Origin of the sequence: Clostridium sp. DFI.5.61, assembly GCF_024462915.1 — a bacterium.
Classification (GTDB): domain Bacteria; phylum Bacillota; class Clostridia; order Oscillospirales; family Oscillospiraceae; genus Lawsonibacter; species Lawsonibacter asaccharolyticus.
Map to the genome: position 1 here is coordinate 1 of NZ_JANGBZ010000109.1, position 2,552 is coordinate 2,552.

Below are 2,552 nucleotides of genomic sequence, written 5' to 3' on the forward strand. Positions count from 1 at the left end.
CCGCCGCCCGCCGCGCCGCCCGCGCGCGTGTGGGCGTGTCCGCCCCAGGCTTTTTCCCGGGACGGAGGTATGAAATGGGGAGGATCTGCCTATATTGGAAGAGATACCTTGCTATTTTGGGGAGCGCATATTATAATAGGCCCTGTTCGCGGCGGAGATGCCGCAGGATCTTGAAAAACTGGGGAGAGGTGCTTGAAACATGACCCTGGAGATACATGACTATATTCAGCCCGGGCGGACCGCCCATCTGGTGGGGATAGGAGGGGTGTCCATGTCCCCGCTGGCAGAGGTGCTCCACGGGGCGGGGGTGCGCATCACCGGCTCCGACGCCCACGAGAGCGGGGCGGTGGAGCACCTGCGGGCGCTGGGGGTCCCGGTGACCATCGGCCACCTGCCGGAGAGCGTGGAGGGGGCGGACTGCGTCATCCGCACCGCCGCCGTCCATGATGACAACCCGGAGATCGCCGCCGCCCGCCGGCTGGGCATCCCCGTCTTCGAGCGGGCCCAGGCGTGGGGAGCCATCATGCGGCACTACCACAACGCCCTGTGTGTGGCGGGGACCCACGGAAAGACCACCACCACCTCTATGTGCACCCACATCTTTCTGGCCGCAGGGCTGGACCCTACTGTGATGATCGGCGGCACCCTGCCCGCCATCGGCTCCGGCTACCGGGTGGGCAAGGGGGAGACCATCATCCTGGAGTCCTGTGAGTACTGCAACTCCTTCCTCTCCTTCTTCCCCACCGTAGCGGTGATCCTGAATGTGGATGCGGACCACCTGGATTTTTTCAAGGACCTGGAGGACGTGGAGCACTCCTTCCGCCGCTTCGCTGAGCTGGTGCCGGCAGACACCGGCGTAGTGGTGGCCGACCGAGACGACCAGAACACCATGGAGACCCTGGCCGGGCTGGAGCGTCCGCTGATCACCTTCGGCCTGGAGGAGGGGGACGTCCACGCCGCCGGGCTGGAGTGGGTGAACGGCTTCCCCAGCTTTGACATCGTCTTCCGGGGGGAGAAGGTGACCCGGGTGGAGCTCCAGGTGCCGGGGGAGCACAACGTGCGCAACGCCCTGGCCGCCGCCGCCGCCGCGCTGGCCCTGCGGGTGCCGGTGCGGGGCATCCGGGAGGGGCTGGGCGCCTTCCGGGGAGCGGGCCGCCGCTTTGAGCACAAGGGGACATACCGGGGGGCGCAGGTCTATGACGACTACGCCCACCACCCTGAGGAGCTGCGGGCCCTGCTGACCATGGCCCAGAGCCTGGGATATGGGCGGGTGATCTGCGCTTTTCAGCCCCATACCTATTCCAGGACCCACGAGCTGTTTTCCGATTTTGTGGAGGTGCTGAAGCTGCCGGACCAGGTGCTCCTGGCGGAGATCTTCGCGGCGCGGGAGCAGAACGAGCTGGGCATCTCCTCCCGGGACCTGGCAGAACAGATCCCCGGCGCGGAGTTCTGCCCCGGTGTGGAGCAGGTGGCGGAACGGCTGGCCCAGCTGGCCCAGCCGGGGGACCTGATTTTGACCGTGGGAGCGGGAGATATCTTCCGAGCCGGAGAGCTGCTGCTGGCCGGACAAGAGAAGGGCCCGGCCGGAAACTGAAAAAGAAGTTTGCAGGGGCGCACCATGTGCGCCCCTGTTGCTGTGATGCGGCCCGGCGGAAAGCCGCCCCCACATCCGTCGCGGCATGCGCCGTATCACCTTCCCCGGGAGAAGGCTTTTGGGAGCAATCTCTGCTGGAAGAGGCGGAGGATAGAATGATCCCCACAGGAGCGGTGGGGCCCCTGTGGGGATCGCTGTCTATTTCAAACTGCGCGGTTCAGGGGGCCTCTTCCTGTATCGGCGTTGGGATGGAAGCGGGGCAGCGGCCGTTCCGGACGATCTGGACGGTGTAGGCGATAAGCATTTCGTAGATCTGGAGCGCCAGGGGGGATAGCTTGGAGACGGGGGTGAATTCTTTGGCATAAGCCAGGTCAAAGGTCAGATCCTTCTCAAGAGAGAGCTTCAAAAGCGACTTTCTGACCATCCTGGACAGCTGAAGAGGGGTGTGAGAGCCGCCGAGGTGGATGGAGGCCCGCAGCATAGCTGAAAAGAGGAACTCGTCCATCCGGTTCAGATCGATCGGCTCGATGGCGGGATCAGTCAAGGTAAAGTTGGTTTGACTATCTGACATTAAAATCACCTCGTCACCATTATAATCTGATTTTCCGATAATAACAACGGGAATTCTCCATATAATCTGTTTACCAGATAAAAATGGAGGTATCCCCCGTGAGAGTCAGGAGGGACTATGGAGATAAGAATTGTATTGGAAGAAATGTGGTTTCGCTTCGCAAGGAAAAGGACATAAAACAGAAAATACTGTTGGCGCAGCTCCAGCTGAAGGGGATTGACATCGGGCAGTCCAGCCTCTCCGCCCTGGAGGGTCAGCGCCGGGAGGCCAGTGACCGAGAGGTGCTGGCTCTCTCCCAGATCTTTCAGGTGCCCATGGAGCGGCTGTTCCAGCCGCCTGAGGAGTGAGGCCCGTTTCAGAGGGGGCGGCATCCCACCGGATGCCGCC

Annotated in this window: 3 protein-coding genes; 2 read left to right on the forward strand and 1 reads right to left on the reverse strand. The window is 62.8% G+C overall.

Going from position 1 to position 2,552, the window contains the following annotated elements:
* The first annotated feature begins 199 nt into the window (after positions 1–199).
* A complete protein-coding gene (murC, locus tag NE584_RS19190; protein WP_256183529.1) occupies positions 200–1,594 on the forward strand; it encodes a UDP-N-acetylmuramate--L-alanine ligase in 1,395 nt (464 codons plus the stop codon).
* A gap of 217 nt (positions 1,595–1,811) precedes the next feature.
* On the opposite strand, the gene NE584_RS19195 is transcribed toward murC, so the two are convergent.
* Positions 1,812–2,165: a hypothetical protein gene (locus tag NE584_RS19195; RefSeq protein WP_108979484.1), complete on the reverse strand. Its 354-nt coding sequence runs from the start codon at positions 2,163–2,165 to the stop codon at positions 1,812–1,814.
* Between the two features lie 98 nt (positions 2,166–2,263).
* On the opposite strand from NE584_RS19195, the gene NE584_RS19200 reads away from it, so the two are divergent.
* Positions 2,264–2,512 (forward strand): XRE family transcriptional regulator, encoded by a 249-nt coding sequence (locus tag NE584_RS19200; protein WP_256183530.1) that lies wholly within the window; start codon positions 2,264–2,266, stop codon positions 2,510–2,512.
* Positions 2,513–2,552 lie beyond the last annotated feature (40 nt).